Annotated in this window: 18 protein-coding genes and 1 riboswitch; of the genes, 11 read left to right on the top strand and 7 right to left on the bottom strand. The window is 54.4% G+C overall.

What is annotated here, in order from left to right; translation table 11 throughout:
• The first annotated feature begins 5 nt into the window (after positions 1 to 5).
• From IEY11_RS06325 to IEY11_RS15060, 7 genes are all read left to right on the top strand, one after another.
• On the top strand, positions 6 to 839 hold the full coding sequence (locus IEY11_RS06325) for a sugar phosphate isomerase/epimerase family protein (RefSeq protein WP_188886099.1): 834 nt from the start codon (positions 6 to 8) through the stop codon (positions 837 to 839).
• A gap of 33 nt (positions 840 to 872) precedes the next feature.
• A complete protein-coding gene (iolD, locus tag IEY11_RS06330) occupies positions 873 to 2735 on the top strand; it encodes a 3D-(3,5/4)-trihydroxycyclohexane-1,2-dione acylhydrolase (decyclizing) (protein WP_188886100.1) in 1863 nt (620 codons plus the stop codon).
• 11 nt (positions 2736 to 2746) lie between these two features.
• Positions 2747 to 3634, top strand: coding sequence for a myo-inosose-2 dehydratase (gene iolE / locus IEY11_RS06335; protein ID WP_118729226.1), 888 nt, complete (start codon positions 2747 to 2749; stop codon positions 3632 to 3634).
• A 20-nt stretch (positions 3635 to 3654) separates the two neighbouring features.
• Positions 3655 to 4350, top strand: a complete 696-nt coding sequence (locus IEY11_RS06340; RefSeq protein WP_118284780.1) for a CoA transferase subunit A — start codon at positions 3655 to 3657, stop codon at positions 4348 to 4350.
• Positions 4343 to 5023, top strand: a complete 681-nt coding sequence (locus IEY11_RS06345; RefSeq protein ID WP_118284779.1) for a 3-oxoacid CoA-transferase subunit B — start codon at positions 4343 to 4345, stop codon at positions 5021 to 5023. Before IEY11_RS06340 ends, IEY11_RS06345 begins: the two co-directional genes overlap by 8 nt.
• A 14-nt stretch (positions 5024 to 5037) precedes the next feature.
• Positions 5038 to 6222: a Gfo/Idh/MocA family protein gene (locus IEY11_RS06350; RefSeq protein ID WP_188886101.1), complete on the top strand. Its 1185-nt coding sequence runs from the start codon at positions 5038 to 5040 to the stop codon at positions 6220 to 6222.
• 240 nt (positions 6223 to 6462) lie between these two features.
• A complete protein-coding gene (locus tag IEY11_RS15060) occupies positions 6463 to 6597 on the top strand; it encodes a hypothetical protein (protein ID WP_279289185.1) in 135 nt (44 codons plus the stop codon).
• Positions 6598 to 6615: 18 nt separating this feature from the next.
• Here IEY11_RS15060 and IEY11_RS06355 read toward each other — a convergent pair whose 3' ends face one another.
• On the bottom strand, positions 6616 to 7242 hold the full coding sequence (locus IEY11_RS06355) for a YczE/YyaS/YitT family protein (protein WP_188886102.1): 627 nt from the start codon (positions 7240 to 7242) through the stop codon (positions 6616 to 6618).
• A gap of 11 nt (positions 7243 to 7253) precedes the next feature.
• A complete protein-coding gene (locus IEY11_RS06360) occupies positions 7254 to 7676 on the bottom strand; it encodes a MarR family winged helix-turn-helix transcriptional regulator (protein WP_118729224.1) in 423 nt (140 codons plus the stop codon).
• 398 nt (positions 7677 to 8074) lie between these two features.
• On the opposite strand from IEY11_RS06360, the gene IEY11_RS06365 reads away from it, so the two are divergent.
• A complete protein-coding gene (locus IEY11_RS06365) occupies positions 8075 to 8290 on the top strand; it encodes a hypothetical protein (protein WP_188886103.1) in 216 nt (71 codons plus the stop codon).
• A 55-nt stretch (positions 8291 to 8345) separates the two neighbouring features.
• Here the strand turns inward: IEY11_RS06365 and IEY11_RS06370 are convergent, their stop codons facing one another.
• On the bottom strand, positions 8346 to 9662 hold the full coding sequence (locus IEY11_RS06370; protein WP_243183966.1) for an amidohydrolase family protein: 1317 nt from the start codon (positions 9660 to 9662) through the stop codon (positions 8346 to 8348).
• A 68-nt stretch (positions 9663 to 9730) separates the two neighbouring features.
• Positions 9731 to 9831, bottom strand: a riboswitch (purine riboswitch).
• A gap of 587 nt (positions 9832 to 10418) precedes the next feature.
• Here IEY11_RS06370 and IEY11_RS06375 point away from each other — a divergent pair.
• The 3 genes from IEY11_RS06375 (at position 10419) to IEY11_RS06385 (ending at position 21700) form a co-directional block, all read left to right on the top strand.
• Positions 10419 to 14405, top strand: a complete 3987-nt coding sequence (locus IEY11_RS06375; RefSeq protein WP_188886104.1) for an S-layer homology domain-containing protein — start codon at positions 10419 to 10421, stop codon at positions 14403 to 14405.
• A gap of 31 nt (positions 14406 to 14436) precedes the next feature.
• A complete protein-coding gene (locus tag IEY11_RS06380; RefSeq protein ID WP_118729222.1) occupies positions 14437 to 21207 on the top strand; it encodes a S8 family serine peptidase in 6771 nt (2256 codons plus the stop codon).
• Positions 21208 to 21508: 301 nt separating this feature from the next.
• Complete coding sequence (locus IEY11_RS06385) at positions 21509 to 21700, top strand: helix-turn-helix domain-containing protein (RefSeq protein WP_118729221.1); 192 nt, start codon at positions 21509 to 21511, stop codon at positions 21698 to 21700.
• A gap of 121 nt (positions 21701 to 21821) precedes the next feature.
• Here IEY11_RS06385 and IEY11_RS06390 read toward each other — a convergent pair whose 3' ends face one another.
• From IEY11_RS06390 to IEY11_RS06405, 4 genes are all read right to left on the bottom strand, one after another.
• Entirely contained in the window at positions 21822 to 23225 is a 1404-nt protein-coding gene (locus IEY11_RS06390; protein WP_158578286.1) for an MFS transporter, read from the bottom strand.
• Between the two features lie 46 nt (positions 23226 to 23271).
• Positions 23272 to 24210 (bottom strand): sugar phosphate isomerase/epimerase family protein, encoded by a 939-nt coding sequence (locus tag IEY11_RS06395; protein WP_118729219.1) that lies wholly within the window; start codon positions 24208 to 24210, stop codon positions 23272 to 23274.
• Between the two features lie 96 nt (positions 24211 to 24306).
• A complete protein-coding gene (locus tag IEY11_RS06400; protein WP_118729218.1) occupies positions 24307 to 25317 on the bottom strand; it encodes a Gfo/Idh/MocA family protein in 1011 nt (336 codons plus the stop codon).
• A 299-nt stretch (positions 25318 to 25616) separates the two neighbouring features.
• Positions 25617 to 26630, bottom strand: coding sequence for a LacI family DNA-binding transcriptional regulator (locus IEY11_RS06405; RefSeq protein ID WP_118729217.1), 1014 nt, complete (start codon positions 26628 to 26630; stop codon positions 25617 to 25619).
• Positions 26631 to 26662 lie beyond the last annotated feature (32 nt).

Consider the following 26662-nt stretch of genomic DNA (forward strand, 5'->3'; position numbering starts at 1 on the left):
TACGCATGTTAGGGAAGGCATTACATACGAAATCAATTTGGAAAAGCAATCTAATGACCGACATTCGTCTGGCCAGCGAAGCCGGCTTTGGCGCAATGGAAGTGGCTTCAAGCAAAATTTGGGACTACTTATCCTCCGGAAGTCCATTAAGCGAGGTAACCGAACGGCTGAAACAATATAATATGCAGATCATCAGCATCAATGATATCGCCAATGTTGAGCGAACGGACGATGATGCGGTGCGGAATACACTGGCAGAAACAGAAAAGCTGTCTGCGGTTGCGCAGCAGTTGGGCTGTGATTGCATCCAACTCGTTCCACTGCTGGCTCTGGAGGGGCGTTCGGAAGATGAAGTAATTGAACTGACCGCAAAAAATATTGCGCGTATCTGTGACATTGGTGCGAAGTACGGCGTGCGCTTCCAGCTGGAGCCTGTTGGGTGGTCACCGATCAACTCGCTTCGCCTGACACAGAAGCTGATCCAAGCAGTTGGACGGGACAACTTCGGCACCGTCATCGACTTTTTCCATCTGTTTGTCGGCGGTGATACTACACCGGATGATGTGCGGCATTTTGATCCTAATCGTATTTATCACATTCACTTCTGTGACTGCAGGCTTCCCAAGGAAGGAGAATCCTTCGATGAGACTATTCTGCGAGGTATGTACGCTGGTGAAGGTGAAGTCCCTCTTGCAGAGTGGGTGCAGGCCGTCAAGGACACCGGCTATGAGGGTTGGTGGAGCTACGAGCTGATCAGTGCCAAGCATTGGCAGTGTGATGTAGCGGAAGTGGCTGCCGAAACCAGCCGATTGCTGGATAAATATGTGCTGAATAGATGAAAGTAACGAACATTCAGTGAGGAGATCATGAAAATGAACACAGTAAAGCTGACAATGGCGCAGGCGTTGGTACGTTTTCTTGACATGCAATATGTCTGCGTTGATGGGAAAGAAGAAAAGTTTGTGCATGGCATCATGGGGATTTTCGGTCATGGCAATGTAGTGGGATTAGGACAGGCATTAGAGCAGTATGCCGACCAGATGCCCTTCATTCAGGGCAAGAACGAGCAGGAAATTGCCCACGTCTGTGTGGCATTCGCCAAGCAGATGCGCCGCCGCGCGATTTACGCCTGCACTGCGTCCATCGGCCCAGGATCGCTCAATATGGTTACCGCAGCCGGCACGGCCTCGGTCAACCATATCCCTGTGCTGCTGCTGCCGTCCGACACCTACGCCGACCGCCAGCCCGACCCGGTGCTCCAGCAGTTCGAGCATGACGAGGACTATTCGATTTCTGTCAACGATTCGTTCAAGGCGGTCAGCCGCTACTGGGATCGTGTACAACGGCCGGAACAACTCATGACAGCCATGCTCAACGCCATGCGCATTCTGACCGACCCCGCAAAGACCGGCGCGGTCACCGTCTGCCTTCCTCAGGATGTGCAGGGAGAAGCCTATGATTACCCCGAAGAATTCTTTAGAAAACGCGTCTGGCATTTGGATCGCCAGCCCGCGAGTGCCGAGGCGGTGGAGCGGGCAGCAGAACTTCTGATGACCAGCAAGAAGCCGGTCATTCTGTCGGGCGGCGGCGTGCGCTACAGCGATGCGGGCGCGGCTGTGCTGGCGTTCGCTGAAGAATTTGGCATTCCGGTTGCCGAGACGCAGGCGGGCAAGGGCGAGGTCAGCTGCGAAAGCGACTGGTATCTCGGCTGTGCTGGTATCTGCGGCACGCTGTCTGCCAACGTGATCGTCAAGCAGGCCGATCTGATTCTCGCGGTCGGCACCAAACTCAATGATTTTGTTACCAATTCCAAGAATGGCTTTGCAGCCGATGCACGCTTTGTTTCCATCAACACCAGCCGCATGGACGCGCTCAAGCTGGATGCCGAATCGGTTGTCGCCGATGCGCGTGCAGGCGTGGAGGCGTTGCACACCGCTTTGCAGGCGCGCGGCTGGCACACCGACTGGAGCGATGAGGTAAAGGACGCAAAGCGCTCCTGGCAGACCGAGCTTGCGCGTCTGGCGCAGCTGGAGGCTCCGGAAGCCGCGGCGCTCAACCAGACCCGCGTGCTGATGGAACTGAATGAATTGCTGTGCGAGGACAATATCGTTGCCGCCTCCGGTAGCCTGCCTTCCGATCTGGAGCGCGTCTGGACTGTGCGCCGTCCGGGTGCATATCATCTGGAATACGGTTTCTCCTGCATGGGCTATGAGGTCTCCGGCGCTCTGGGCGTCAAGCTGGCCGATCCCGAGCACGAGGTCTATACCTTCGTCGGCGACGGCGGCTTCCTGATGGGTCACTCCGATCTGCTGACCAGCATTCAGGAGGGGCACAAGATCAACGTTCTGCTTTTCAACAACAGCGGCCACCAGTGCATTCACAATCTGGAGCGTTCGCAGGGCATGGGTACCTTCGGCACTGAGTTCCGCTTCCGTGAACAGTCCACCGGCGGACTGACCGGCGGTTACGTCCCGGTGAACTATGCCAAGCTTGCCTCTGCCTATGGCGTAAAGACCTGGCGCGTCACCACGCTCACCGAGCTGCACGCTGCCATCGAGGCCAGCAAGCAGTCCGATGTCTCGACCCTGATCGAGATCATGGTTCTGCCTGGAACGATGACCGAAGGTTATGAGAATTTTTGGCGTGTTGGCACCGCCTCTGTCGCCGAGAAGGAATCCGTGCGCAAGGCTTACGAAAAGCTGAATGATGTTGTCAAGAATCTGCGGAAATATTAAGGAGAATAAATATGAAGGTACAATTTGGCTGCGCGCCGATCAACTGGACGAACGATGACCTGCCCTCTCTGGGCGGCGAACTGACTTATCAGCAGTGCCTGAGCGAAATGGCTCTGGCTGGATACAAGGGTAGCGAGGGTGGCTGCAAATACCCCAAGGATTTTGATGTGCTCAAGAAGGCGCTCGATCTGCGCGGTCTGCAGATCTGCAATATGTGGTTCTCGAGCTTTTTCACCACCTTTGAGAACGAGCGTACCTTTGCAGAGTTTGAAAAGCACATGGACTTTACCTATGGCTTGGGCGCTCGTGTGATCGGCGTCGGTGAATGCGGCGTGACCGTACACGGCCAGGAGGAGACTCCTCTCTTTTCCAACTGCCCGATCCTGACTGAGGAGCAGATGAAGAATCTGGCCGAGGGTCTGAACGAGCTGGGCCGCCGCGCCCAAAAGAAGGGAATGAAGGTCTGCTTCCATCCCCATGTTGGCACAGGCATTCAGTCGCTGGATGAGATCGACCGCTTGATGAAGCTGACCGATCCGGCTCTGGTCGGACTGCTGTTCGACACCGGCCACTCGACGATTGCGGGCGAGGACCCGGTCGAGATCCTGAAGAAGTACATCGGCCGTGTTGCGCACATCCACGTGAAGGATGTCCGCAGCGAGGTGTTTGAGCAGGTCAAGTCGGGTGGCCACAGTTTCCTGTGGGGTGTAAAGAACGGTATGTTCACCGTGCCGGGCGACGGCAACTGCGTGGACTGGATGTCGATCTTTGAGATTCTGAAGACCAGCGATTACGAGGGCTGGATCGTTGTGGAGGCCGAGCAGGATCCCGCTAAGGCTGATCCGCTGGAGTACGCCCAGAAAGCGCGCGCGTTCATGCGCGAGCAGCTCGGCGTATAATTAAGGAGAGACGGTGCAGCATGAAGAAACAACTTTCCGCTAAGCAAGCTGTTGATATGATTCCGGATGGTGCCGTAATCATGTGCGGCGGGTTTCTGGGATGTGGCACGGCACATCGTCTCATGGATGCGCTAGCAGCCAGTCAAAAGAAGGATCTTACTATCATCTGCAACGATGCCGGTCTCTTGGAAGGCCCGAACGGAGAAGCGTATTATGGCGTAGCCAAGCTGATTCACAATCATCAGGTCAGCCGCTTAGTTACTACCCATATTGGACTGAACCCAGAGGCAACAGAGCAGATGAATGCCGGTACCATGCGTATTGATCTGTTGCCGCAAGGCTCTTTGGCGGAGATGATCCGAGCAGGCGGTGCCGGTCTGGGCGGAACCTTAACCAAAACCGGCGTTGGCACGTTGGTTGAGGACGCAAAAGATTATGTGGTCGGGCGGCAGAACATCGACGGTGTTGACTATTTACTGATGCGTCCTCTGAGCGCTGATTTCGCGTTGATTTGTGGTCAGCAGGTAGATGAGGAAGGAAATGTCTGGTATGCCGGCACGGCTCGCAATTTCAATCAGGTTATGGCAACTGCTGCAGATATCGTCATTGCAGAAGCCGAGCAACTGGTATCCGTGGGAGAGATTCGACCTGAAGATGTGCAGACATACGGGATTCTGGTGGATTATATTGTGAATGGGGGGCAAGACGATGAGTGAAGCTCTGAACGCATTTGAAGCACGTTCCGCCAAGGAGATTATTGCACGTCGCACAGCCTTGGAATTGAAAAATGGCATGGTCGTAAACCTTGGCATTGGGCTTCCGACGCTTATTCCGCAGTATTTACCCTCCGATATCCGTGTGACGATCCAATCGGAGAATGGAATTATCGGATTAGACAAGGTGCAGGATGATACGCGGCATCCGCATATTACAGATGCCAGCGGCAAACTGGCTGCGGTAGCATCCGGAGGCGCATTCATCGATTCTGTGACCTCCTTCGGTCTGATTCGGGGCGGACATGTAGATGTCACGATTCTGGGAAGCCTGCAAGTGGATCAGGAGGGATCTCTTGCAAACTGGATGATCCCTGGAAAGAAAACCCCCGGAATGGGCGGCGCAATGGATTTGCTGGCAGGTGTTCGTCAGGTCATTGTTGCGATGGAACACACGGCACGAGGCATTCCTAAAATTCTGAAAAAATGCACGCTTCCGTTAACAGCAGTACATTGTGTCACTAAAATCATCACTGAAATGTGTGTGTTTAATGTTACAGATACAGGTCTTGTATTGACTGAATTAAATCCACAGTATACGATTGACGATGTGCAGGCAGTAACCGAAGCTGAGTTTGCAATTTCAAAAAATTTGACAGAAATGAATATCGTATAAGGAGGATATTGATTATGTTTAACGAGGAATTCCATCTGGAACAGCCCATTCGCTGGGGTATGGTTGGCGGCGGCCGCGGCAGCCAGATCGGTTATATCCACCGCAATTCCGCGCTGCGGGATCGCCTGTTCACGCTGTGCGCGGGTGCGTTCGATGTGAACGAGGAGCGCGGCCGGGAATTCGGCGTCAACTGGGGCGTTGCCCCCGAGCGCTGCTACCCCGATTACAAGACCATGTTTGCCGAGGAAGCTAAGCGCCCGGACGGCATTCAGGCGGTCTCTATCGCGACTCCCAACTTTACGCATTACGAGATCCTGAAAGCCGCGCTCGAAGCCGGTCTGCATGCCATCTGTGAAAAGCCGCTTTGCTTTACAACTGAACAGGCTGAAGAACTGGTTTCTCTTGCAAAAAAGCAAAATCGCATCGTTGGCGTGACCTACGGTTATACTGGTGCTCAGATGGTTCATCAGGCACGCCGCATGATTCAGGAAGGGGTGTTAGGCGAAATCCGCATCATCAACATGCAATTTGCGCACGGCTATCATTCCTCCGCTGTGGAAGCGAATGATCCGGGTACAAAGTGGCGCGTCACCCCCGAAAAGGCGGGACCTTCCTACGTATTAGGGGATGTCGGTACACATGCGCTGTTCCTCGCTGAAACCATGGTACCCAACCTCAAAATTGAAAAGCTGATGTGTGCCAGACAGAGCTTTGTCAAGAGCCGTGCCCCTCTGGAGGACAACGCTTTTGTTCTGATCCAATATGACAATGGTGCAGTCGGCAACCTGTGGGCGAGCTGTGTCAACGCTGGTTCTACCCATCAGCAGAAAATCCGAGTGGTCGGTGAAAAGGCATCTATCGAGTGGTGGGATGAACACCCCAATCAGCTTATTTTTGAGGAGCAGGGAAGGCCAGTTCAGATTCTAGATCGTGGTCAGGGATATCTCTATCAGGATGACGAAGCCATCACTTGTGACCGCATGGGAGGTGGACATGCCGAAGGGCTATTTGAATCTTGGGCGAATCTGTATCGCCGGTTCGCAACTGCAATGGATCGTGTTATCCATGGAGAATCGTCCAATGTAGTCATGGATGATATTTGGTTCCCGAACATCCGCGATGGTGCGGAGGGTGTCCGTTTCATCGAAAACTGTGTGCGTTCGTCGGATCAAGACAGTGTTTGGGTGAACTACACTTGACAAACTATAAAGTATGTGTATTTACACTAACACGGGATATACCATTGAAATACCCCATACAATCAAAGACGGGGAGGTAGACTCGGACGTATTAACGGCATTTGATGTTGGGAAATAACTAAATTTAAGATTTGACAGATGAAAAGGGCGCACAGACCTCAACGGTTTGTGCGCCTGTTTAATTCCTAAGGCAGGCAAGCGGCTGATTCGCTTTTTCCCGTTCGCGGGACAGGAATCGGCGTGATCATTGATCTGTTCGTACTGTGCGCGCGGCGCGGCATGGCGGTCTGGATCATCTCCTCCGGCATTGACGCCATCTGCGAAAAAACCGATAACGAAGAGTTTCTGCGCCGTCTGCGCTACATCAAGGAATGATGTGTGCAGGCGGCGTTTTTATGCGCCGGACAGCGGGAGCAGCTCAAAAAGCTTGATGACCCGTCCGAGCAGCAGTGCGGAGAGCACTGTGCCGACACCGATGCCGTAAAACGGGCAGTGATGGAACAGGCACAATCCAGCGCTGATGGCAACCATAGAGAGGTCAAACCCGTTCTTGACGGTGGAAAAACGCAGATGAAACACCTCGGATATCGTGTTCACGATGCCATCGGTCGGGGTAAGCACCATGCGGCTCTTGACGCAGAGGAACACGCCCGCGCCGGTGATGAACATCGTCAGCGCAAAGCAGAGCAGCCGCAGTGGCAGCGGAAACGGTAGCACGGGAATGAGCCAGTCGTACACGTCGGTAAGTATGCCGAACGCAAACGAAAGCGGGATTTCGAGCAGATAAGTAAGTGTGATTTTGCGCGAAAGGATACATTGCAGTACCACAAACAGCAGATAACAGAGAATGAATGCTGTGCCGAGCGAGATATGATAAATCTCTGAAATGGCGTACATCACCGAGCTGAACGCGGCAACGCCGACGTTGTAGCGGATGTTGAGCACCACTGCCGCTGCAATCAGATTCAGACCGAGAATATACCAGGCCGTACGCTTTTTGAGATCAGAGGAAGGTTTCATGCGGTTTCACCTCACTTTTCCATGTTGTCGAGCGCCTGCGAGATCATCGCAAGCAGTTTTTCGCGGTCGTCTGCCGGGATGTGCTCGAGAAGACGGTCACCGAAGTTCGTGCAGTTGCGCTGCATGGTTTCGTAAAGCTCCTCGCCCTCGGCGGTGAGCGCAATCAGCTTGTACCGCGCATCGCGCGGCGAAGGCGTCACGCAGAGCAGACCCTTGTCCGCCATGCGCTGCACGAGTGCGCGCGCAGCTTGGTGGGTCACGCCGAGGCTGCACCGTAGGTCGGAGGCGGAGCTGCCGCTGTGCGCATGAAAGAACAGGAGCGTGTCCGCCTGCTCGGCGGTAAGTCCCATGCTTTTCAGATCCTTGTTGCGGCGCAGTACGATGCGATGTGATAATTGCTGTATTTTTCGTGTGAGAATATACGAAATATCCATGTAATTTCACCTTGTTAAATATAATATACAATACATTGTATATTAGCGCGGATTGGTTCGTATGTCAAGAGCACCAACGCGGAAAACGAAAAAATTCGTGGAAATAGCGCAAACTGTGCTCGCAAATCGCTCTTACCCAGGTATGCGGTATTGCCTTGAGTGTTCAACTTCAGTTTACAATCAACCGAAATTTTTCTTTTCTCAAGTCCTGTTTGGAACTTGACTTTTTATTTGCAGGCTTTGCTCAAAAAAAGCGAAACCGCTTTCGTAGAAACGAGAAAGCGGTGACTGTGCATTTAGCATAGCACAGGATACAGAAAAAGACAACCGCGAAACGTATTGACGGGGCGCGGCAGAAGATGGTATGATAGAGCCACAACGGAAAGGGGAGAGCAGAGATGGCGGAAATCATTGCATTCGGCGTGTCGCCCGACCTCGACGTGATGGACCGGCAGGCGCTCACGGCGTATCTTGCGGAGATACGCCGCCGCATCGCCGCGCTCGACGAGCGCGAGCCGGAGAACATGAGCTCCGAAGCCTACGACGAGTGGAGCGAGGAGCACGAGCAGCTTGAGGACCTCGCGGACGATATTCTCGACCGGATAGAAGAATAAAGCGAAACCGGAGAGCAGGGAAAAATTCCCCGGCTCTCCGGTTTTCTGTGCAAGCTTATTTCGCGCCCCGCGCGACGATGCGCGTTCTGTGTTCACGGACAGATTTCGCCTCGTGGGTATGCACCAGACGGCCCTCCGACCAGACGGCTGTGATATTTGCGGCGTTCATGGTGTAGAGGGCGCGCTCAAGCCGCTCGGGCAGGCTGAGCGCCCACGGGGTCTCGGTGAAGCTGCGGTCATCCACCACGACAGCGTGCAGGCGGTCGCCGGGGGTGAAGCCGCTGCCTGCGCCGAAATAGCGGTGGCCGGAGGTCGTGCCGAGGTAGTACGCCTCGGGCACGGTCAGAAACGCCGGGTGTGCCGGGTCGGTGAAGCTGCGAACCTTGGACGCCTGAATGCTCATCGTGACCATGCGGCTGCCGGCGAGGGACGAGCCTGCGGCAATATCCGTGCCGAGGGTGACGTGAATGCCTTCGTTCAGCATTTCGCGCACAGGCGCGATGCCGCTGCACAGGTTGATGTTGGAGTCCGGGCAGTGTGCCACAACGACGCCTGCCTCGCGGATGGCGGTTCGCTCGCGCTCGTCCGAGCGGATGCAGTGCGCCATGACCGTGTGGCTTTTCCACAGGCCGAACTTGTCGTAGCTCTCCCAATACTGCGCGCAGTCAGGGTGGAGCGAGCGCACCCATGCGATTTCGTCGAGGTTTTCCGACAGGTGCGACTGGACGCAGAGGTTCTGCTCGGCGGCAATTTTGCCGAGCGCGGTCATCAACTCGTCTGTGCAGGCTGGGGTAAAGCGCGGCGTGATGATCGGGCGGACAAAGCGGAAGCGGCGGCAGCCCTCAAGCCAGCGGCGCGTTTCGCGGATGGACTCCTCGGTGGTCTCCTCGAGGTTTTCACCGCCGTTGCGGTCCATGTTGACCTTGCCGACAAAACCGGTCACACCGGCGTTTTCGAGCTCCTCCATCAGAACGAGCGTCGCGTCCGTGTGGAGCGAGGAAAACATGCACACGCGCGTTGTGCCGTTTGCGATGAGGTCGTGCGCCAGACGGCGGTAGATGCGGCGGGCGTAGTCGAGGTCTGCGAACTTCGCCTCGACCGGGAACGTGTAGGTTTTGAGCCAGTCGAGCAGCGGCAGGTCCATGCCCATGCCGACGTTCGGAAACTGGGGCGCGTGCAGGTGCATATCGGCAAACGACTGCATGATGAGCTGACCTGAGCAGTCGTAGACGCGACCGTCAAAGTCCTGCGGCGCCGCGTGCAGCACCTCGCGGATTGTGCCGTCGTCCTCCAGCAGAAGTGCGCCGTTTTCGATCGTTTCGAGCTTTTCAAGCGTGGGCGCGTGAATAATGTTGCCTTTGAGCAGTTTCATTGTGATCGACCTTTCTGTACGATGTTCTGTAAAAATGGACATGAAAAAAGTGCCCGAAAGATGGACCTGTTCCATCATCGGACACTCATAGTAAGATCTTTCGGCGATCTCGTAGAAACTCCCGCGCCATATCAAGCGAGATTATATGAGCTCTTTTTCCGAGCGGTATTATAGCAGAGGAAAGCCGCCGCTGTCAAGAGAAGAATTCTGTAAGACATGGTCAAATGCTATCCTTGGGGTTGAGCCGATGAGAAAAGTGAATGAAAAAGGCTGCGGAAATGTATTGCATCAGGGCAAATACACTATATATTAAGGCAATACAGATTGTCGGAAAAACGAAGTTTTTCGACGGTCTCGGCTGGATGTTTGTCAATACAATGTGGGAAATTGTTCGGAGATACCAGTTGAGAAAGACAGCGAAAATATAAAAACCGCGCGTTGTAAAATGCGCAACTTCATTTTACAACGCGCAAAAAGTTTCCGATAGGTTATTGTGTTTACAAGCCTGTCGGAAGCTTTTTGTTTTTTGAATAATTGCAAGTTTCTATCAATCCAGGGAAAATATTGCTTTCTTTGGATCGGACAGGAAAAGACACAAAAAAGACACAATATCAACATAGAATTGACATCGAAAAAAAGCGTGATATACTTCTTTGCGTGGTTAGCATGCGCTAACCACGCAACTGTCCCTGGAGAGGGACAAATTTTCGGATTGGAAGTTAGCTTTGGCTAATTAAGGATCGAAGGAGGAAGAATATGAACAAGAAAAACACTCTTGCGCTGGTGTTGGCCGGTACGATGCTTCTGCCAGCGAACGCTTTTGCAGCAAATCGTTCTGATTTCAGCGATTTGCCGAATGACTGGTCAACAGAACCGTTGATTCGTGCAATCGACAACGGTCTGCTCAGCGGTTCAAACGGCAAAATCAATGGCAAGGGATTGCTTACCCGCGCGCAGCTTGCTGCCATCGTCAATCGTGCCTTTGGCGCAGTGAAGAGTGCTTCCTTGACGAATTTTAATGATGTACTGCCGAGTGAGTGGTACTATAACGATATAGCAAAGTCTGTGCAGATGGGGATTCTGCAGGGTTCTAACGGTATGATGAATCCTAACGATCCTGTTACACGCGAGGAGGCGTTTACTGTACTGGCGCGCGCCTTTGCGTTGACAGACGATTCCTCTGCGGCACTTGAACAATTTACAGATAACGGCAGTGTATCTCCTTGGGCGGCAGACAGCATTGCGGCGCTGGTAGAAGGCGGCTATGTGAACGGCGCAAACGGCCGTCTGACCCCCAAAGCCAACATCACCCGCGCGGAGTTTGCCAAGCTGATCACCGGCATGACCGATACCTTTATCGGAGAAGAGGGTGCATCGAATCGCACGGTAGAGGGCAACTTAATCGTCCGTGCTAGCGGCGCGCTGCTTTCCGGCGTGACGGTCAATGGCGATCTCGTCATTGCGGATGGTGCGGACGGCGTTATGCTGAGCAATGTTACCGTCACCGGCCGCATTGTTATTCGCGGCGGCGCGGGCGGTGTTACTGCATCTGGCACAACGGCTGCAAAGGGAACGATCGTTTCTAATCCATCGGATACGGTGCTGATTCATGCGGTAGATGGCAAGCTCGGCGCAGTTACCGCCTATACCGATCTGACGGTGGACGGCAAGCTGGACAGCGTGACCGCCGCAAGCAAGGTGGCCGTTTCTGTGCAGAAGAATGCCGCTGTCGGCACAATCTATGCCAATGCTGCAGGTGTCAAGGTATCCGGCGAGGGCAAGGTGACCGAAGTCAAAGCGAATGCGAACGACATTTCAGTGACCAACAAGGGAGCAAAGGTGACGGCAGCCAGCGGCGTTTCTGGCGTAAAGGCCGGTGATAAGGTTGTATCCGCAGGCAAGACCGAAACGGTCGGAACGGCTTCGTCCGGCACCGCTGGCGGCGGTGGCGGATCGTCCTCCGGTGGCGGTTCTTCCTCTGGAGGCAGTTCGTCTGCGCAGACCGAATACACTATCACTTTTGATGCCAACGGCGGTGAAAACGCTCCGGCAGCGCTAAAAACGACAAAAGGCGTTCTTTCTGCTTTGCCGACGGCGCAGCCGACGCGCGCGGGTTATCTGTTCGCAGGCTGGACGACCGAAAAGAACAACACCGGTACAAAGGTAACAACCGATACGAAATTCACCGCGAACACCACAGTGTATGCCCTGTGGACTGAAATGAAGCAGGCGGCGACGCCGGTCATCGCGTTTACGGACGGCGAGGGCGCGTCCAAGACCGGTTCTGCGTTTCTGACGACCGACCGCTTTGCGCTGAGCTGTGCGACTGAGGACGCCGTCATTCATTACACCACGGACGGCACCGAGCCGACCGCCGAAAGCGCGGTTTATGCCTCTCCGGTGACGCTGACCACCGAAATGACCCGCATCCGCGCCATTGCGGTCAAGGCGGAGCACAAAAACAGCGCGGAAGCGGATTCCGGCAAAATTACTGTGACGGTGCCGGTGAGCGAGTACGCAATTTCCTTCTCCGCCGGTGAGGGCAGCGGCAGCATGGATCCTGCAGCAGTAAAGGAAAACACAGAATATGAGCTTCCCACCTGCGCATTTTCTGCACCGAAGGGTACAACAGACGGCGAAGAAATATCCAACCATGTATTCCAGGCATGGAGCGTAAAGACCGGCGACGGCGAAGCGCAGGAAAAGCAACCGGGCGATACTATCACCATCACTGCCGATACGACCGTAACGGCCTTGTGGCGGGAAGCCGAAAACGGCGAAATCACCGTTACCGGCTATGAGCCGATCTCGACACTGGAATGCGATTACAGTTCATCTTACCTCTCATCCTATTATTATAACTTACCGACTAAGGTAACCGTCAAGCTGTCCAACGGCAATACGGTTGAGGGCGTTCTGGGTTCTTCATGGAGTGTGAAGGAAGGCAAGATGGGCGCGGGCAATACCGTTACTGTGCGCAATACATTGGACTATTTGAGCGGAGGCAACAAGTACAACAACTGCATTAACCGTTCGCCGCTTGTTGATGGCTACGAAGTCACCATGCAGATCAAGTTCACCGCGCCGGAGAACATGCTCTCCATCGACTGGGATACGGACAAAACCTACAACTGGAATGAAGATGTTACCGTTACGGTTAATAACTTCAAGGGCAGTGCTTCGGATATTAATCTGACAAAGGGGTATGGTTCGGACATGGTGACATTGACCGTCGGCAACGGCCTGACCTATGACGCCGAAGCCAAAACCATCACCATCAACAGCGAAAAGCTGCTGAACGGCACGATTCCGAGCTACGGTCTTTCCGCAAAGCTGTCTCTGGGCAGCAGCCAATTCAACATGAGCATTAACTACAAGACCGACCGCAGCGCAAAGTTTGAGGGCATCGCCTATGGCAGCACGGAATACTCGAGTATCTCCCGTAAGAAGCCGTTTACGACCAATGTGACCTTCGTAAATGTGCCGGCGGAGGATGCGCAGGCAGCCACTTTCGCCTTCGGCAGCGGGGATACCGCGGAGGGCATCACGCTGACGGCGACCGATACGGAAAATGTATACAAGCTGACCGTACCGTTTGACGCGGTGAAGGAGCATCTCTCCAACAGCTATTACGGCGGCGACTATGCAACGCTTGTCATGCGTGTACGAGGTCTGTCCAGCGTCAGCATCCGCCTGTCCTACATGGGCGCGCCTGCGCTGAAATCCAATCAGTCCAGCTACTACGCTTCGGAGAATCCGATGCTGACGCTCAGCAATTTCAGCTTTGATAAGGAGAGCATGAGCACGATTGAGGTAGCGCGCAAGGCCGGCGAAGATAAAACGACGCTCAAGGTCGGTGAGGACTATACTGTGGATACCGAAAACAAGACGATCACGCTGGTAAGCGAAAAGCTCCTCGGTGCGTCCAGCCTTGCGGAAGCAAAAACGGTAACGATTGTGGTTTCTGCCGCAGCAGATGACGAATCTGCGGAGGTCACGCTGTCCTACAAGAAGGATCGTTCGCTGACGGTGGGTAATGTGTCTGACCTGTCTCCGTATGCGGCGGCGCGGGCGCAGCTTAGCGGCTCGGAAGAGGGCTACACCGGTCTGGAAGTGTACTACGGCGAAAACAAGATCGAAAACGCGAAGGTGGTTTCTACCGGCTCGTATGGCGCGTACACCTATTGGGTGGAGATCCCCTACGCGTCCATTAAGGACTATCTGGAAAGCAATACCGTAACGCTGACGGCGAAGCTCGTCGGCGTTACGAATCCGACGACCTTTACCGTCACCTACGGCGCGGTGAACGAAAACGGCCATGACCTGCCGATTCAGACCGATAAGATCGGAGATAATTACGGCAATGCGGTAACGGATATGCAGGACGGTCTGCCCAAAGCATTCTACACCAGCACGATCAGCCTGTTCGTTGCGGATGGTTCTGATCTTACCGCGGACGATTGGAAGAACATGAGTGCGACCATCGCCAAAAAGAGTGAGCCGGATAATAAGGTGATCCTCGGTGTGGATTCCACCACCACAAATTGGAGCACCGGCGGCGTAAAGGCAGTCGTTCTGGAAAGCCTGTACAAGCATCAGAACGAAATGCTAGAGCTGTTTAATTTTAACGATTCGTCCTTCACGAATGAAAAAACAGACTGGCCGGTATTCACTATCACGCTGTACAAGGCGGGCTACAAAACGGCCTCTGTTGATGTGGTGCTGTACAAGTACATTTATTGATCTCATTATGGACTGACAGGAGAAAGCACATATGCAACCAATGAAAACCATACTGCGGCGAGGGCTTTCGCTGCTGCTGGCGGCGGCGGTGCTGCTGCCCGGCGCAATGCCGGCATACGCCTTTGCGGCGGATACGCAGAGCGCCGCGGTGCAGTCGGTGCTGGCTGGCAAACAAGCGCCGTATGACCTGCTGATCTACTTCAAATCGGCAGAGGGCTCCTCCCTCACCCTCAAGCAGAAGGCGGACGCGGCGCAGGCGCAGGCCCGCGCTCTGTTGGAAAATGCGAGCGACGATGTAATCAGCTGGGAATCGTTCTATATCACCAACGTCATCCATGCGCAGATCAGCTCGAAAGAGCTGGTCTATAAGCTGGCGCAGCTGGATGATGTGGACGAGATCACATGGAACGGCACCGTAGAGCGTGTAGAGCCGGTAGAGGATGCCGAAGAGGAGGAGAGCAGCATCAAGCTGTTCTCAAACACCATCTATCAGCCGGATGAGCGCGATATTGAGTGGGGCGTTTTGCAGGTGCATGCCGATAAGGTGTGGGATGAGTTCGGCGTGGACGGCACCGGCGCGACCGTCGGTATCATCGACGGCGGCGCAAATTACAATGTAAACGCGCTGAAAAACGCGTGGAGCGGCAAGTACAAGGACTTTGTGGACGGCTACGACACCCCGCAGCACACCTCGTCGGACGATCATGGCACGCATGTCGCCGGTACGATCGTCGGCCGCGAGGGCGATAACCTCAACCGCATCGGCGTCGCGCCGGGCGCGAAATTCATCAGCGCCCGCGCCATGAGCGAGGACGGCGGCCGGGAATCCGACCTGATCGCTGCGGCAGAATGGATGCTGGAGCAAAAGCCGGATGTTATCAACAACTCCTGGGGCGGCAGCAACGATGACGACCGCTGGTTCGAGGATGTTGTAGACGCCTGGGTCGATGCCGGCATTATCCCGGTGTTTGCCGCCGGCAATACCTCTGGCGAGGTACCCGGCGCGGGTACGATCTCCAACCCGGCAAACTACGCCAATGTACTGGCTGTTGCCGCGACCGACCGCGACAAGGAGATTGGCAATTTCTCCAACAAGGGACCGTCCGCCTTCCCGGAGGCCGGACAGAAGCCGGAAATTTCTGCGCCGGGCGTACAGGTGCGCTCGGTGGATTCAAACGGCAACTATGTCAGCTGGAACGGCACCTCTATGGCGGCGCCGCATGTGACCGGCGTTGTCGCACTCATCCGCGCCGCGGCGAAAAAGCTGGACTGCGAGGATAAGGTGGATACGCTGGAGGAGGTTCGAGCACTGCTGGAGGAAACGGCCGAGCCGCTGACTGACAGCACCTATACAGAATCGCCCAATATCGCCTACGGCTATGGCCTGGTCAACGCCTATGATGCCGTTGCCAAGCTAGCAGGCCGCGATACTGTTACGCTGGAAGGCGAAGTATTGCAGGATGGTGAGGACACCGACACGCCGACCGCCGCATTTGATATGCAGGATGAATACTATTTGGGGCGCGATATTCAGGTGACGGCACGTCTTGCCGATGCGGTATCCATCCGCAGCGCAGAGCTGACCTATACCGTGCCGGGCGCCGAGGCCCAAACGGTGAAAATGAGCCTCGCCTCCGGCGAGCAGAACAACGGCGTATACACCTACACCATCCCTAGCAAGGAGTTGGCAAAGGGCAAACTTTCGCTTGCGGTCAAGACGGTGGACTACGGCATGCACGAAACGACCATTGATAAAACGGTCAGCGTGCTGCCGGGTATGACCCTGCCGTGGACGCAGAATTTTGAAAATGCGGATAACGGTCTGCCCGGCTTCCTCATGGACGGTAGCTGGGGCATCTCCAAGCGCACGAACAAGGGCGAGCCCGAGCTGCCCGGCGACGGCAACACGACCTATATCGGCATCAACCCCGGCAAGGCCTGGTTTGAGCGCCGGGTGGACAGCAATCTGTATCTGCCGCCGATCGACCTCAGTACGGTAAAGGCAGACGAGCATCCGTCGCTGAGCATGGATATGTACACCGGCTTTACCGGCCTGTGTCTGGCGAAAATTCAGGTATCCACCACCGGCGGAGGTGAGGATAGCTGGAAGGATCTTTACGATGTGATTCTCCGCCCGGATATTACCGAGCGGGAATGGACGCACTGCACCTTCTCTCTGGAAAAGTACGCAGGCGCGGAGGCTCCCATCCAGATCCGTGTGTACTTCTTTGGCCACGATTCCGACCCGGACGAGGGCGTCGGCTGGTATCTGGATAACCTTTCGGTCGTGAAGAATGAAACCGTCGCACCGGGACAGGTGCAGGCGCTCGCTGCCAGCGTCAGCGGCAAGGGACTTGCCCTGCACTTTGACGCCAACGAAGAGACCGATATGGCAAAGTATGTTCTGGAGCGCAAGACCGCGGGCGGTGATTTTGAAACGCTGGCCGAGATCGAGCAGGATTACGATGCCTTTCAGTTTATCAACAAGGGCGAGGAGGATAAGCGTCCCCTGTCGCACTATCATGTCAACTACACCGACGCGACCGCGCAAAACGGCGAGACCTATACCTATCGCGTCAAGGCAGTGGACTTTACAGGCAACGAAGGCGAGTATTCGGACGAGCTGACGCTGACCTACAAGGTGCCGGAGCATCTTACAAAGTACGATTTTGAATCGGATAACGGCGGTTTTACCGCCTCTGCTATCACCGGCACAGTGAATGACTGGATTCATGGTACGCCCACTCTACCGGAGGATCTTGCGGATCGTGAACTGCTTGAACGCGATGCATGGGAAGGGCTTTCTAAAAACCTTACTTCTCAATGGGGTGTTACACTGAACAAGCGGCCTTCGAACTGTCAGGATGCCGGTTTGATGCTGCCTGAAACGCAAGTGCAGTCTGGCGATTACCTCTATTTTGATTCGTACTGCGGCTCTAAATCTGCCTCGGACGCTGTAAGCTATACGGTGGAGATCAAACCGGCGGACAGTGACTACTGGCAGCCGCTCGTATCCCGCGAAACGGTGATGGATGATAAGCAGACTTTTACCTGGCATCAGATCGGCGTTTCGCTGGAAGATTACGCCGGCAAAACGGTGAATATTCGTTTCCGCGCCGCAGTAGGAAAAACAGTATACCTTTCTAGTTACAACCTTGGCTGGCATATCGACAATGTTATGATCGGCAGCGAGCAGCAGGAGTATCATTCTGCATCGGAAAGCAGTCAGCTGTCCAGCACAATCAAGGGTAAGGCGCGTCAGGCGCTTGGCTACGGTCTGACAAACGGCTTGACCGGCTATCACGATCAGTCTGGTATCGGCATGGCTGTGGTGACAAGCGGCACCAGTGATGGTACGTCCGGCATTCCATTCCGCGCAAAAGTGACGGTGGAGGGTTCGGAGCGCACCGCGCAGTCCAGCGAGATCGACGGCGGCTATTCTATCACGCAGGCGGCCTCCGGGGACAACAAGTATACGCTGCGCTTTGAGGCCTATGGCTATCAGACGCAGACGCAGGCCGTTTCCGGCAAGGGCAAGATCACGGTTCCGACCGTTTACATGCACCCGGCTGAAAAGGCTGCTGTTTCCGGCAAGGTAACGGACGCAGACGGAAACGCTCTGGATGGAGCACTGGTTCGTCTGGTCGATGACGAAAATGTGCCGATGCTGACGACGGACGCTTCCGGTGCCTATACCGCGGAGGTATACGCCGGCACCTATACCGCCCGCTTCTATAAAAACGGCTATATGGCAGTAGAAAAGCAGATCACGATCGGCGCGGGCAGCAACACCATGGAAACCGTAGCACTCACGCCCATTTCCGGCGTGGAGAGCGAAAAGACCGACTACGGCATCAACGCTTCTGCGGATACCGCGCAGACCATTCAGTTCACCAGCGGCCCGAAGGGCGCAGCGGTACGTTTCCAGACGCCGCACAAGGGCGGCATGCTGCAAAGCGCGGATATTTTCTTCGTGCAGAACCAGTATTACAGCGGTGAGCATGTGCAGGTCGGCGTGCTGACCTATAACGATACCGGCCGACTGATCGAGCTGGCGCCGTTCCACGATTATCAGGTGGAAACGCCCAATGCGTGGAACACCGTCGATCTTTCCGAGTACACGGTAAAGACCGACAAGCCGATCTATGTGGCCGTCACCTACGCGAAAGATAAGACCGATTTTGCTGACTGCATGGGCGTTCTTTATGACACCGGAGCAGTGGAAAAGGCGGTAGAGCGCTCTTTCGTTTACGATGGCGCCTTTACAGCCACTTCGACGATCTCTCCTGCCGGCGGCTATGCTATCCGAGCAAACTGGCTGTATCCGACCGATGCGGAACGCAATCCGGAAACAGATGATCCCAACGGTAGCGGCAGCGGTGAGCAGCCGCCTGTGATTGATGACGAAAATGCTTTTATCTTTGACCCGGAAACGCAGACCATCACCGGCTATCAGGGCAGCAAGGCAGAGGTTGTCATTCCGGCAGCGATTGGCGGCGTAGCCGTCAAGCATATCGGCAAGGCTGCATTTGACGGCACCGGCAAGGACAGCGCGCGCAAACTGACGAGCGTTGTTATTCCGGAGGGCGTGGAGACGATTGACGAGGAGGCCTTCAAGGTCAACGCGCTGCGCAACATAACGTTCCCCTCCACACTCACGACCATCGGCAAGGGCGCATTCAAGTATCAGTACAGCGATTCGGATAAGGGCTTGACGCTGACCATTCCGGAAAGCGTACACGAGATTGCTGAGGAAGCCTTCCAGGCAGTGGGCAGTCCGCTGCGCATCACCATGCCGGGCGTGACCAAGATCGGCAAAAATGCCTTTGATAGCATTCGCGATGTGCAGGTTTATGCGGATAAGTTGACCGAAATTGCCGATGAGGCGTTCGGTGTCCGCAGTTCGTATGATTTTCCGTATGCACAGGTGTTCACCGCGGAGAATACCAAGCTGCAATCGGTCGATCAGCAGTATTTGATCAATCCAGCGACGGTAACATTGACCGAGGTCAATATCCGCGATTCCGAGGATATTCTGGGACGAAATACGCTGTACGCGCCGAATCAAACCCGCATGACGCGCAATCTTCCGGCGTCGGCGTTCTATCAGATCGGCAAGACGGTGACCATTACGCCGCCGGATATTCGAATTGAAGGCGTTTCCTATATCAGCACCGATGCATCGGTAAAGCTCAAGCTGGCACGCAGCAATGCGCTGACCTTCCTGTATGATACGGTGGCACCGCATTTGTGTACCCCTGTGTTGGATACAGATGAAACACTGCGCGGCTTCTCGCTGCCGAATGCAGCCGTTGAGGCAACTGTAAACGGCAAAACCTATACAGCAACGGCTAATGCGGATGGCTATTTCGATCTGCCGATTGACCGGCAGACAGAAAATGCCGTTATCACTCTGAAAATCAACGGCAAGGCAGCTGGTTCACAGACGGTTGTAAAAAATCCGGGCAAGGACTATATTATTGAGGGCACGACCATTCTTCGTTATCTGGGAGAAGGCGGTGCGCTGACACTTCCAGCATCGGGCAGTGAAGGTGCTATCACGGAAATTGCACCGTTTGCTTTTGCGGATGCAAAACTGACCAGTGTAATCCTGCCGGACAGCGTGGAAACTGTCGGCATCGGCGCGTTTATGAACACCGGGCTGCAGTCCTTTGGATGGAACCTGAAGAACATTAACAGCGCCAAGCTGCGTAGTATTGATGAATATGCTTTCCGCGGCAATGCTATCGAAAAGGTAGAACTGCCGGAGCTGACACATCGTGTACGTACCGGCGCATTTGAGAACAACCAAATCACCGAGCTGCAGCTCGGTAAGTACACTGCTCATGTCGGCACCCGAGCTTTCAAAAACAACAAGATCGGTCGCGTTGTTCTGGCGGATACCGCGGAAGAGATCGGCGAAGAAGCATTTATGAACAACCAGATTGTTGAGCTTGTGGTCAAGGATCGTCTGCCAGGCTATGAGGATGGCTTGGAGAAAATTCCTGCAAATGCATTTGCAGGTAATCAAATGCACGAGGTATCTCTGCCGAAAACAGTAACAGCGGTCGATGAGACTGCATTTACCAACAATACGGATGGACGGTTTATCATTGCAACCGATGCGCCGGAAATCGTGCCGACTTCAGGTTATGACGTTCGGCGCAGCGATGGTACACTCCTCAAATGGAAGGATTTCGGAAATAGTGGCGGATCTTCCGGTGGCGGTGGTTCTTCCTCTGGCGGCAGCCCAACACCTGTGAAGCCTGCTGATCCGAACAATGGCAGTAATACCGGCGGTACAACAACTGAAAAATTCAGCGATGTGACTGCAAATGATTGGTTTGCATCTGCCATTTCTTATGTGTCCGGCAAGAAGCTGATGAGCGGCACAGGTAGTGGAAAGTTCTCTCCGAATGCATCCACGACCCGCGGTATGCTGATGACGATCCTTGCTCGCTACGCTGGCGAGGACACCACCGGCGGTTCGACCTGGTACGAGAAGGGCATGAACTGGGCCAAGACCAACGGTGTTTCCGACGGCACGAATCCGAACGTCAATATTACCCGTGAGCAGTTGGTTACCATGCTGTACCGCTACGCTGGCTCTCCGGCAGCTTCCGGTTCGCTGAGCGAGTTCTCTGATGCTGCAAGTGTCAGCACTTACGCGGTGAACGCAATGCAGTGGGCAGTTGCCAACGGCATTGTAAACGGCTCGAACGGCAAACTCAACCCGAAGAGCAATGCAACCCGCGCAGAGGTTGCTGCAATTCTCATGCGCTTCTGCGAGATGGGCAAGTAAGTCGATTAAAACACTGTAGCGAATCGATAGAATCACTCAAGATAATGATCCCCTAATGTAGGCTGAAAGAAGAACTGCATTAGGGGATTGCGACCTTCAATCCGCTCGGCTTCCCAGAGCGCGCCATCTCGGACGGTACCCGCACCCGCGAGATCATCGAGAAAAAACTTGTCGGCGTGCCCGATATCACCGAGCCCATGCCTGAAGGCTTTGGTATGTACGCAAGATAATTACTTCATATCAAGTGGAAAGAGTCGGACAGTTTGCGAAGTAGTCAATAGTTAGTAATGCGCAGTATGTGATGAAGCGCTGTATCGGCGAGATGCAGGATATGCTTATGCATGCGGTCACACTGATTGCGGATATGCTCGGCTTCAGCAGTATCTGTCACTTTAATGCAATGTTCAAGAAATACACCGGCACGCCGCCCGGGAAATTCCGTCAATCCTTCTGGCACAGCATGACGCATACGAAGCATGATGAAAAGCTGTAGAAATCCCTGTGTTCCAAGCATATAGCTCGGCAGCGGTCTCACACGCACAAAAAACCAGCGCCTCACAGAATCGGTGAGGCGCTGGTCTGCATAGAGGGAAAGATATAGGAGAGATTGCAGGTTAAGCGTTGTTCGACTTGCTCTTGGACTCGCGTTCGAGCAGTTCCTTGATGATTTGCGGGTATTCCTTATCCAGCTTATAGAACAGCAGGATGAAGATCATGACTGCGCCGAGGATGGCAATGCCGTAAATGTACAGGTTGGAGATAGTTGCTGCTGCCTTGGAGCCTGCCTCAACTGCCGCGCCGGTGTAGCCGGAAGCGGACATGATGAAGCCGATCAGCGCAGAGCCAATGCCCTGTCCGAACTTCTGACCGGAAGTAACGGCAGACTGAATCGCGCCGGCGGTACGCAGGCCGGTGTACCACTGGCCGTACTCGATGGCATCCGCAATCATGGTGAAGATCAGGCCGAGAATCGGTGTCATGCCGATACCGCGGAGCAGACCGCCGACCGTTACCATCGTGACGCTCAGCGGAGCAATCTTCACTACCAGAGAGCCGGCGATGATAAAGAGTGCACCGATAATGCACCAGTTGCGCTTGGTGGTCAGGTGCATGACCTTGCCAAGCAGCAACGTTGCAAAAATCGAAATACCGTAGCAAGCCGCGTTTACGTTGCCGATGATATTGGAATCCTGAATGATCTGCTTGCAGTAGTACGATGCCATCGTGCCGGAGAAGGTCTGGTACATGGCAAAGAATACGAAGAACAGGAACAGCATGATGAAGTATTTGTTCTTGAACAGCGCCGGAATCGCCTTTTTCAGCGGGATCTTCTCCTCGCCGTACTCATCGAGCACCTGCACGCGCTCACGGACGCACGCGAAGCAGAACAGCATCGCAACCGCTGCCAGAGAAGCGTAAATGGCGGTCAGCACAATCCAGTTGCGCTGGGAATCCATGCCGCCCGGCATAGAATTCAGGATACGGGTGAAGAAATAGGTGACCAGAATGTTGCCGATTGGACTCATCGCCATGCGGACAATATTGATCTTGGCGCGCTCGTCCTGATCGCGCGTCATATAGGTCATTGTGGTCGCAAACGGAAGCTGGAACATGGTATAGACCACGGTCAGCATAAGATTATAGGTGATAAACACGTAGATCGCCTGTGCGAACTGTCCCACATGCTGCGGAACGGTCATCAGCAGCACGGCTGCGATCGCATACGGAATGGACATGCGCAGCATCCAGACGCGGGCGCGTCCGTACTTGGAACGGGTGCGGTCCACGATGAAGCCTGCGGAAATATCCGAGATGCCGTTGAAAATCTGCGAAACCGCGATAATCATACCGATAACGGCCGCCGAAACGTGCGCTACATCGGTGTAGAACATCGTCAACAGGCTGGTTGCGATGGTGAAAACGATATTGGTTGAAATTTCACCCATGCCGAAGGCGAATTTCTCAAATCCGGACACGCGATCTTTTTTGATCAGCTTGCCGTAGCCGTTCAGATTCATACTCTTTACCTCGTTTCTTTCTCTTTTTCTTTTTTTTGCTGCTTTTTTACTGGCTGATGGTCTGACGCAGCGCGTCGATCGAGGTGTTGACACCTGCATCAACGGTCATGGTCAGGTCCTCCATCTCGAGGGAAACGTCTCCGTCGTAGCCCATCATGTGGCAAACGGAGAAGAATTCCTTCCACCACTGCAAATCCTTGCCGCAGCCGACTGCAACGTAGTTCCAAACGCGGTCAGCGGACTCGGTAACGGGGCGAGGCTCGAGCAGACCGTCGGTGTCAGCCAGACCGCGCTCGATGCGGGCATCCTTGCCGTGAACGTGGAAAATGCAGCCCTTGAGAGCACGAGCAGCCGCGATCGGGTCCGCACCCAGAACCATCATGTGGGACGGGTCAAGGTTGATGCCAAGCATCGGGTCGGTAGCCTCACGCAGCTTGAGCAGGGTAGAAGCCGACCATACCATTGTACCCGGAAATTCTTCGATTGCAATATGTTCAATGCCGCATTTCTTGCAGTGCACAATAAACTCGTTCCAGAACTCAATAGTCACCTTCCACTGGTACTCGTAAGCCGGAGCCATGAAATCCGGCCAAGAAACGGTAGAGGTGATCCAGTTCGGGGTCGTGTCGGTCTCGCTGCCTGCCGGCAGACCTGCCATCGCTACGATCTTCTTAACGCCTAGCAGACCGGCCAGCGTTGCGCAGTCGTACATGGACTTCTTGTATTCCTCGCCGGTCTTGGACGGCCAAAGCGGGTTGCACGAGGTGTTCAGTGCAGAAATGCGCATGCCGCGCTTCTCGAGTTCGCCCATGAACTCCTTGCGCTTGCCCTCGTCCGCGAGCAGCTCGGCGGTGTTGCAGTGCTTGCGCGCACCCCAGCCGCCGGCGGTCATCTCGACCGCGTCGATACCGAGGGACTTTACCTTGTCAAGCATGTCCGTGTAGGACAGATCAGCGAATACGTCAGTGCAAATTGCGAGTTTCATCTATAAAACCTCCGTTGTTTTGAATGATTGAGGCAGGTGCTGGGTATCAGGCGCCTGCCTCGGAGAAGAAATGAGGGATATTGGAGAGATTCAGCGTTACTTCTTATAGAAATCCGGCATTTCGTCGTACTCGACCGGAACGATGGTCTGCGTCTCGCGTGCCTTGGAAGCGGCAGCCGCTGCAACCTGACAGCAGTAGCCATCCCAAGCGGTCGGGCCGTCAACATAGCCTGCCTTGGAAGCGTTGATCCAGGTCTGAATCTCCGCGTTGTATGCATCTGCAAAGCGCTGGAAGCAGTCGGTGTACATTGCCTGACCGGTGGTTGCGTTCGCGTTGACCGAGATGTAATTCGGCTTGGGCATATTCAGTACCGCGCCGTCACATACGATTTCGCACTTGATGTCGTAGTCGTTCTTGTTGTTTACGAAGGATTCAACGTCGATGCGTACGCCGGACTTGGTGGTCAGAATCATAATCTGCGGATCGTGCAGATCCTTCGGACCGTTGTTGGTGGACTTGCCGTAACGAACCTCAGCGGTTGCGTAGTCCTCGCCAAGCAGCCAGCGCAGAACGTCAATTTCGTGAACCATGGAGTTCTCAACCGCCATGGAGTTGTCCCAGTCAGCCGGAACGGACGGGTTGCGGTGTGCACAGTGCAGCAGGAGCGCTTCGCCGTACTTGCCGCTGTCAACCGCTGCCTTGAGCTGCTTGTAGCCTTCATCATAACGGCGCATGAAGCCAACCTGAACCAGCTTCTTGCCAGCCTTCATCTCAGCCTCTACGATGCGCTTGCAGGCATCAGCCTTGGGAGCCAGCGGCTTTTCGCAGAACACATACTTGCCGGCTGCGATGGAAGCCAGAACGTATTCTTCGTGATACGGATCAGCGGTGGTACACATGACAGCGTCAATCTCAGGATCGTTGATCATGTCGATCGGGTTCTCGAAGCCCTTAATGCCGTACTTCTCTGCAACCGACAGACCGAATGCGCCTACCGGATCCGCGCAGGCTACAACCTTGCCGCCCTGCAGGGTGTTGTTGATGCGTTCAATGTGGGTGCGGCCGATACCGCCGGTGCCTACAAGACCAATTCTCAGTTCGCTCATTTTTATACCTTCCTTTTGTACTTTTCAAGTTACGATACCGGTATCGTAACTTTCTAAAAAATTTCCCGCCAGAGGCGGTTTTCTTGCGTTAGATGAATATAATGTTTCTACGATACCGGAATCGCTGTTTACGATACCGGTATCTCTTGTTTGCAAAATGATTATATCATTGTAAATCTGAATTTGTAAACAGGAATACCGCACATACTTTTTACAAATTTTTTATGCACCCTTCACAAAACAGGGCAGACGAAAAAAGCGGACACTACGAGAAGTGTCCGCTGGGGCTGCCGAAAAATTTACGCATTTTCCGCAATGATGATTTCGTTTTTGGTGTAGACCGTGCTGCATTCGGGCGTGCGGTCATAGATGATATATTCAAATAGGAAGCGCATGGCAAGCCGTCCCTGCTCCTGCAAATCACCGCTGATGGTGCAGGCGATTTTGCCCTGACGGAGCAGTTCTATAATTTCGGGATAGCGCTCAAAACACACGATGGACGGCTGAACTGGCAGCGCTGCATCTCGCACCGCACGGCATACATCAATCACACAGCCGCAGGTGATGAACAGCGCGTTTAGGTTGGCATGGCGCCTGAGCATGGCCTGTGTCTGCGCATACGCGACATCGGGCGATTCCTGCGTATCAATGGTATCTGCGATTGTCAGTTCCGGATAATTGGAAATATAGTCGGCAAATGCCTGTTCACGCAGTTCGACCGAGTGCAGCCTGTTGCGGCTGGTGACAACGCCGACCTTGCCGCTGTCGGTCAGCAGGTGCAGCATACGCGCCGCGACCTGACCGGCCTGCTGCATATCCTGTCCGACAAAGCACAGGCAGGGTGCGTTTCCCAAATCGGAATGAACCACGACCACCGGAATCTGCGCATCGTGCAGGGAATTCAGTTCGGACAGAACGGCTTCGCTTTCCATCGGGCTGACTACTACGCCGGCGACACCGGCCGCACGGAATTCCCTTAAACACTGCGCTTGCTCATCTGCATTAGGGTAGTCGATTTCGCGGTAGTCAATCTCAATATTGAAGCTGTTGAAGTCCTGCCGCACGATTTCAATACCGCGCCGCAGATCGGGTGTTGCATTGACGCGCGGCAGTGCAACGCCGATTGTCATTTTCTTTTTCTGATAATTGAGCGCTTTCGCCAGCGGATTGGATTCGTAGCCGTATTCCTTGAGCAGCGCGCGAATCTGCTGGCGTTTGGCGTCACTGACGCCCGGACGGTTGTGGATCACCTTATCCACGGTTGATTTATGCACACCCGCCATATCCGCAATCTGTTTAAGCGTAATTCCCATAACGATAATTCCTCGATGTGACAAATTTTATG

This window comes from Butyricicoccus faecihominis, from assembly GCF_014648015.1.
Lineage (GTDB): Bacteria > Bacillota > Clostridia > Oscillospirales > Butyricicoccaceae > Agathobaculum > Agathobaculum butyriciproducens.

What these genes read in the sequence shown, in the direction of transcription:
- IEY11_RS06325 (WP_188886099.1), top strand. Translation starts at nt 6, where the DNA reads ATGTTAGGGAAGGCATTACATACGAAATCAATTTGGAAAAGCAATCTA.
- iolD (WP_188886100.1), top strand. Translation starts at nt 873, where the DNA reads ATGAACACAGTAAAGCTGACAATGGCGCAGGCGTTGGTACGTTTTCTT.
- iolE (WP_118729226.1), top strand. Translation starts at nt 2,747, where the DNA reads ATGAAGGTACAATTTGGCTGCGCGCCGATCAACTGGACGAACGATGAC.
- IEY11_RS06340 (WP_118284780.1), top strand. Translation starts at nt 3,655, where the DNA reads ATGAAGAAACAACTTTCCGCTAAGCAAGCTGTTGATATGATTCCGGAT.
- IEY11_RS06345 (WP_118284779.1), top strand. Translation starts at nt 4,343, where the DNA reads ATGAGTGAAGCTCTGAACGCATTTGAAGCACGTTCCGCCAAGGAGATT.
- IEY11_RS06350 (WP_188886101.1), top strand. Translation starts at nt 5,038, where the DNA reads ATGTTTAACGAGGAATTCCATCTGGAACAGCCCATTCGCTGGGGTATG.
- IEY11_RS06355 (WP_188886102.1), bottom strand. Translation starts at nt 7,242, where the DNA reads ATGAAACCTTCCTCTGATCTCAAAAAGCGTACGGCCTGGTATATTCTC.
- IEY11_RS06360 (WP_118729224.1), bottom strand. Translation starts at nt 7,676, where the DNA reads ATGGATATTTCGTATATTCTCACACGAAAAATACAGCAATTATCACAT.
- IEY11_RS06365 (WP_188886103.1), top strand. Translation starts at nt 8,075, where the DNA reads ATGGCGGAAATCATTGCATTCGGCGTGTCGCCCGACCTCGACGTGATG.
- IEY11_RS06370 (WP_243183966.1), bottom strand. Translation starts at nt 9,662, where the DNA reads ATGAAACTGCTCAAAGGCAACATTATTCACGCGCCCACGCTTGAAAAG.
- IEY11_RS06375 (WP_188886104.1), top strand. Translation starts at nt 10,419, where the DNA reads ATGAACAAGAAAAACACTCTTGCGCTGGTGTTGGCCGGTACGATGCTT.
- IEY11_RS06380 (WP_118729222.1), top strand. Translation starts at nt 14,437, where the DNA reads ATGCAACCAATGAAAACCATACTGCGGCGAGGGCTTTCGCTGCTGCTG.
- IEY11_RS06385 (WP_118729221.1), top strand. Translation starts at nt 21,509, where the DNA reads ATGAAGCGCTGTATCGGCGAGATGCAGGATATGCTTATGCATGCGGTC.
- IEY11_RS06390 (WP_158578286.1), bottom strand. Translation starts at nt 23,225, where the DNA reads ATGAATCTGAACGGCTACGGCAAGCTGATCAAAAAAGATCGCGTGTCC.
- IEY11_RS06395 (WP_118729219.1), bottom strand. Translation starts at nt 24,210, where the DNA reads ATGAAACTCGCAATTTGCACTGACGTATTCGCTGATCTGTCCTACACG.
- IEY11_RS06400 (WP_118729218.1), bottom strand. Translation starts at nt 25,317, where the DNA reads ATGAGCGAACTGAGAATTGGTCTTGTAGGCACCGGCGGTATCGGCCGC.
- IEY11_RS06405 (WP_118729217.1), bottom strand. Translation starts at nt 26,630, where the DNA reads ATGGGAATTACGCTTAAACAGATTGCGGATATGGCGGGTGTGCATAAA.